We start from the raw sequence: 6,000 nt of genomic DNA on the forward strand, positions 1-6,000 counted from the left end.
GGCCCCCTTGCCCTCACTCTGGGTAGTGAACAACGGAGTTCGGGCGGACGCGCCGCGAGCGCGTCGGGACAGACGGGGACGGCCCATGGACGCGGTGCGGCTCATCGTGACGAGCAGACGTGCCCTGACCGCCGGCGGCGACGTGCCGCACATGCTGGCGGAGGTGTGGCAGGCGCAGGCCCTGGCCCAGGCCATCGGCAGCCGGCTGGCGGTCGTCGGACCGCCGGCCCTGCGCGGCGAGGCCCGGGGCCTCACCGAGCTGGCCGGACGCGGCTGCGGCGTCCTCGGCGATCCCGACCTGCCCCCCGGTGAGCTGCGCGCCGCCCAGCTCACCGAACTGGGCGACGCCCGCCAGACCCTGATGCGCCTGGGCACCCTGCTCGCGGAGACCGGCATCGCCCTCGTCGCCCTGGCCTGCGCGGCGGACGACGAGGGCATGTACTGGCAGTGCGTGGAGGCCATCGACGCGGCCGACGAGTCCCGCGACCGGGTCCTGCAGATGCTGGGCAGGCTCGCGGAGGACGACGGGATGCCGGAGCGCGAGGCGGGGTAGCGGTCACGGGCACCCGGCGCGACGGCCCCCTCAGGGGCCCCGGCACGCAGGGCGGGGGAGGGGACCCGGAGGCGGCCGAGCGTGCAGGATGGAGACATGGATCTCCGCATCTTCACCGAGCCCCAGCAGGGGGCCACCTATGACACCTTGCTCACCGTCGCCAAGGCCACCGAGGACCTCGGCTTCGACGCCTTCTTCCGCAGCGACCACTATCTGAAGATGGGCTCCGTGGACGGCCTCCCCGGCCCCACCGACGCCTGGATCACCCTGGCCGGCCTCGCCCGCGAGACCAAGCGCATCCGCCTCGGCACGCTGATGACCGCCGGCACCTTCCGACTGCCCGGCGTGCTCGCCATCCAGGTCGCGCAGGTCGACCAGATGTCCGGCGGACGCGTCGAACTCGGCCTGGGCGCGGGCTGGTTCGAGGAGGAGCACAAGGCGTACGGCATCCCCTTCCCGAAGGAGAAGTTCGGCCGCCTGGAGGAGCAGCTCGCCATCGTCACCGGCCTGTGGGCCACCGAGGCCGGCAAGACCTTCGACTTCCACGGCACGTTCTACGACCTCACCGACTCGCCCGCGCTGCCCAAGCCCGCGCAGGCCAAGGTCCCCGTCCTCATCGGCGGCCACGGCGCCACCCGCACCCCGCGGCTGGCCGCCCAGTACGCGGACGAGTTCAACATCCCGTTCGCCTCGGTCGAGGACACCGAGCGGCAGTTCGCGCGGGTCCGGGCCGCCGCCGAGGAGGCCGGCCGCGGCGCCGACGCGCTGACCTACTCCAACGCACTCGTCGTCTGTGTCGGCAAGGACGACGCCGAGGTCGCCCGCCGGGCCGCCGCCATCGGCCGCGAGGTGGACGACCTCAAGGCCAACGGCCTGGCCGGCTCCCCGGCCGAGGTCGTCGACAAGATCGGCCGCTACGCCGAGGCCGGCGCCCAGCGCGTCTACCTCCAGCTCCTCGACCTGCACGACCTGGACCACCTGGAGCTGATCTCCGCCCAGGTCCAGTCCCAGCTGGCGTAGCCGTCCGGCGCCGGTGCCCGCCCGCCCTCCGAGCGGGCACCGGCGTCGGAAAACCAGTGGTCACGCGCATCGCCGCCCGGAAGACTCGGACGCATGTTCCTGACCATCACCACCACCGGCACGTCCGCGCGCCCCGCCACCGATCTCGGCTTCCTGCTGCACAAGCATCCCGAGAAGGCGCAGGCGTTCTCCACCTCCTTCGGCACGGCCCACGTGGTGTACCCCGAGGCGGACGAACAGCGCTGCACGGCCGCGCTGCTGCTGGAGGTGGACGCGGTGGCGATGGTCCGGCGCGGCAAGGGCAAGGGCCGGGGCGGCGCCCCCGACGCGGCACTCGCGCAGTACGTCAACGACCGCCCGTACGCGGCCTCCTCGCTCCTCGCCGTCGCGCTGAGCAACGTCTTCTCCAGCGCCCTGCGCGGCATCGGCAAGGCCCGCCCCGAGCGTGCGGCCGAGCCGCTGCCGCTGCGGGTGGAGATACCGGCGCTGCCCGCCCGCGGCGGCCCCGGCCTGGTACGGCGCCTCTTCGAGCCGCTGGGCTGGACGGTGACCGTCGAGGCGGTGCCGCTGGACACCGAGTTCCCGGAGTGGGGCGACTCGCGGTACGTACGGCTGACGCTGGTCGCGGAGTCGCTCACCCTCTCCGCGGCCCTGCGCCACCTCTACGTCCTCCTGCCGGTGCTCGACGACGCCAAGCACTACTGGGTCGCCCCGGACGAGGTGGACAAGCTGCTGCGGGCCGGCGAGGGCTGGCTGTCCGGCCACCCGGAGCAGAAGCTGATCGTCGGCCGCTACCTGTCCCGCCGCTGGTCCCTGACCCGGGAGGCGATGGACCGGCTGGAGCTGATCCGGCTGGCCGAGACCGACGACAGCGAGGTCGAGGAGATCGACAACGCGGTCGCGGCGGAGGCCGAGCAGGAGGAGCGGCCGGCCCCGCTCGCCGTCCGGCGCCGCGAGGCGATCCTCACCGCCCTGCGCGAGCACGCCGCCGCCCGCGTCCTCGACCTCGGCTGCGGGGAGGGCCACCTGGTGCGCGAGCTGCTCAAGGAGCCGCGGTTCACCGAGATCGCCGGCGTGGACGTGTCGGTGCGGGCCCTGAACATCGCCGCCCGGCGGCTGAGGCTGGACCGCATGGGCGAGCGCCAGGCCGCCCGCGTCACCCTCTTCCAGGGCTCCCTCGCCTACACCGACAAGCGTCTCAAGGGCTACGACGCGGCCGTCCTCAGCGAGGTGATCGAGCACGTCGACCTGGATCGGCTGTCCGCCCTGGAGTACGCCGTGTTCGGCGCCGCCCGCCCCCGCACGGTCGTCGTGACCACGCCGAACGCCGAGTACAACGTGCGCTGGGAGACCCTCCCGGCCGACCACGTCCGCCACCGCGACCACCGCTTCGAGTGGACCCGCGCCGAGTTCCGCGCCTGGGCGCAGAGAGCCGCCGAACGGCACGGTTACGGCGTGGAGTTCCGCCCCGTAGGACCCGACGACCCCGAGGTGGGCCCGCCCACCCAGCTGGCTGTGTTCACCACCACCACCGAGACCCCGAGCGCAGCCGAGGAGGCGAAGGCCGCATGACCACCACCGGCACCCGGGCCCGCGCCCTGCCCGTCACCGACCTCTCCCTCGTCGTGCTGATCGGCGCCTCCGGCTCGGGCAAGTCCACCTTCGCCCGCCGCCACTTCAAGCCCACCGAGGTCATCTCCTCCGACTTCTGCCGCGGCCTGGTCTCCGACGACGAGAACGACCAGGGCGCCACGAAGGACGCCTTCGACGTCCTGCACTACATCGCCGGCAAGCGCCTCGCGGCCGGCCGGCGCACGGTGGTGGACGCCACCAGCGTGCAGCCCGAGGCCCGCAAGCAGCTCGTCGACCTGGCCAAGCGGCACGACGTCCTGCCCATCGCCATCGTCCTGGACGTCCCCGAGGAGGTGTGCGCCGAACGCAACGCGGCCCGCACCGACCGCGCCGACATGCCCCGCCGGGTCATCAAGCGGCACATCCGCGAACTCCGCCGCTCCCTGCGCGGCCTGGAGCGCGAGGGCTTCCGCAAGGTGCACGTCCTGCGCGGCGCGGAGGAGGCTGAGCACGCCACCGTCGTCACCGAGAAGCGCTTCAACGACCTCACCCACCTCACCGGCCCCTTCGACATCATCGGCGACATCCACGGCTGCGCCTCCGAGCTGGAGACCCTGCTCGGCAGGCTCGGCTACACCGACGGCGTCCACCCCGAGGGCCGCACCGCCGTCTTCGTCGGCGACCTCGTCGACCGCGGCCCGGACAGCCCCGGCGTCCTGCGCCGCGTGATGGCGATGGTCAATTCCGGCAACGCCCTGTGCGTCCCCGGCAACCACGAGAACAAGTACGGCCGCCACCTGCGCGGCCGCCGCGTCCAGCACACCCACGGACTCGCCGAGACCATCGCGCAGATGGCAGGGGAGAGCGAGGAGTTCCACGCCGAGGTACGGGAGTTCATCGACGGGCTGGTCAGCCACTACGTCCTCGACGGCGGCCGGCTGGTGGTCTGCCACGCAGGACTGCCGGAGAAGTACCACGGACGCACCTCGGGGCGGGTGCGCAGTCACGCCCTGTACGGCGAGACCACCGGGGAGACCGACGAGTTCGGGCTGCCGGTGCGCTACCCGTGGGCCGAGGACTACCGGGGCCGGGCCGCCGTGGTCTACGGCCACACCCCGGTCCCGCAGGCGACCTGGCTCAACAACACCATCTGCCTCGACACCGGAGCCGTCTTCGGCGGCAGGCTGACCGCGCTGCGCTGGCCGGAGCGGGAACTGGTCGACGTACCCGCCGAGCGGGTCTGGTACGAGCCGGTCAGGCCGCTCGCCACCGAGGCGCCCGGCGGGCACGACGGGCGGCCGCTGGACCTGGCCGACGTGCACGGCCGGCGCGCGGTGGAGACCCGGTACGCGGGGCGGGTCGCCGTCCGCGAGGACAACGCGGCGGCGGCACTGGAGGTGATGAGCCGCTTCGCGACCGACCCCAGGCTGCTGCCGTACCTCCCGCCGACCATGGCCCCGACCGCGACCTCGCGGGAGGAGGGGTACCTGGAGCACCCGAAGGAGGCGTTCGCCGGGTACGCGGCGGACGGGGTGGCGCGGGTCGTGTGCGAGGAGAAGCACATGGGCTCGCGGGCGGTGGCGCTGGTCTGCCGCGACGCGGCGGCGGCCCGCGCCCGCTTCGGGGCCGAGGGCCCGACCGGCTCCCTCTACACCCGTACCGGCCGCCCCTTCTTCGACGACGCGTCCGTCACCGAGGAGATCCTCGGCCGGCTGCGGGCGGCGATCGGCGCGGCCGGACTGTGGGACGAGCTGTCCACCGACTGGATGCTGCTGGACGCGGAGCTGATGCCGTGGTCACTGAAGGCGTCCGGGCTGCTGCGCACGCAGTACGCCGCGGTGGGCGCCGCGTCCGGCGCCGTCTTCCCCGGCGCGCTGGCCGCGCTGGAGGGCGCGGCGGCCCGGGGCGTCGACGTCACCGGGCTGCTGGCCCGGCAGCGGAAGCGGGCCGCCGACGCCGCGGCGTTCACCGAGGCGTACCGGCGGTACTGCTGGCCGACCGAGGGACTGGACGGCGTACGCCTCGCACCGTTCCAGATCCTCGCCGTCCGGGGCCGCAGCCTGGCCGCGCTGCCGCACGACGAGCAGCTCGCGCTCCTCGACCGGATCGTCGAGCACGACGGCAGCGGCCTCCTCGGCACCACCCGCCGCCTCTACGTCGACACCGGTGACCCCGAGTCGGTGCGGGCCGGCGTCGACTGGTGGCTGGAGATGACCGGCCGGGGCGGCGAGGGCATGGTCGTCAAGCCGGTCGGCGCGCTGGTCCGGGACGAGCAGGGGCGGCTGGTGCAGCCGGGCGTCAAGTGCCGGGGCCGCGAGTACCTGCGGATCATCTACGGTCCCGAGTACACGCGCCCCGACAACCTCGCCCGGCTCCGGCAGCGGTTCCTCCACCACAAGCGGTCGCTGGCGATCCGCGAGTACGCCCTCGGCCTGGAGGCCCTGGACCGCCTCGCGGAGGGGGAGCCGCTGTGGCGGGTGCACGAGGCGGTCTTCGGCGTCCTCGCCCTGGAGTCGGAGCCGGTGGACCCACGGCTGTGACCGTCGCCTCCACGGAGCGGCACCCCGCCGGTGCGGTGGTGGGGCCAGGGGCGGGACCTCCGGGCCGGGCGGCTCGCCCCAGCAGGCCCGGAGGCCGAAGCACGCGTCCCGGGGCCCAGACCGTCCTCCGTCCCGACGGTCGCCCGGTCACCCCTTGTCGCCGGCCGGTGTCGCCGTCGTTCCGTCCGGTTGTCGCCGGGGTACCGGCAGGGCGGCGGGGTGGTTCCGGGCCGCCGGCCGGTCGGTCAGCCGTGGCAGTGGCTGGGTCAGCAGCGTGGTCGTCAGCGCCGTCCGGGGGCCCAGACCGTCCTCCGT

4 protein-coding genes are annotated in these 6,000 nt (G+C 74.1%); all 4 read left to right on the forward strand.

Annotated elements, in window-relative coordinates; translation table 11 throughout:
- Positions 1 to 85: 85 nt before the first annotated feature.
- The 4 genes from J7I94_RS36585 (at position 86) to J7I94_RS36600 (ending at position 5,685) form a co-directional block, all read left to right on the forward strand.
- Positions 86 to 553, forward strand: a complete 468-nt coding sequence (locus J7I94_RS36585; protein WP_215174475.1) for a DUF6099 family protein — start codon at positions 86 to 88, stop codon at positions 551 to 553.
- A 96-nt stretch (positions 554 to 649) separates the two neighbouring features.
- Positions 650 to 1,573, forward strand: coding sequence for an LLM class F420-dependent oxidoreductase (locus J7I94_RS36590; RefSeq protein ID WP_215174478.1), 924 nt, complete (start codon positions 650 to 652; stop codon positions 1,571 to 1,573).
- 93 nt (positions 1,574 to 1,666) lie between these two features.
- The gene (locus tag J7I94_RS36595) at positions 1,667 to 3,145 is read left to right on the forward strand and encodes a 3' terminal RNA ribose 2'-O-methyltransferase Hen1 (protein ID WP_215174480.1); all 1,479 of its coding nucleotides are present in this window, start codon (positions 1,667 to 1,669) and stop codon (positions 3,143 to 3,145) included.
- Positions 3,142 to 5,685, forward strand: coding sequence for a polynucleotide kinase-phosphatase (locus J7I94_RS36600; protein WP_215174482.1), 2,544 nt, complete (start codon positions 3,142 to 3,144; stop codon positions 5,683 to 5,685). The genes J7I94_RS36595 and J7I94_RS36600 overlap by 4 nt, the downstream gene beginning before the upstream one ends.
- Positions 5,686 to 6,000: the final 315 nt, after the last annotated feature.

Source organism: Streptomyces sp. ISL-12, assembly GCF_018614415.1.
In the GTDB taxonomy this organism is placed as follows: Bacteria; Actinomycetota; Actinomycetes; order Streptomycetales; family Streptomycetaceae; genus Streptomyces.

Coding starts and splice junctions, on each gene's coding strand:
- J7I94_RS36590 (WP_215174478.1), top strand. CDS start 650: ATGGATCTCCGCATCTTCACCGAGCCCCAGCAGGGGGCCACCTATGAC.
- J7I94_RS36595 (WP_215174480.1), top strand. CDS start 1,667: ATGTTCCTGACCATCACCACCACCGGCACGTCCGCGCGCCCCGCCACC.
- J7I94_RS36600 (WP_215174482.1), top strand. CDS start 3,142: ATGACCACCACCGGCACCCGGGCCCGCGCCCTGCCCGTCACCGACCTC.
- J7I94_RS36585 (WP_215174475.1), top strand. CDS start 86: ATGGACGCGGTGCGGCTCATCGTGACGAGCAGACGTGCCCTGACCGCC.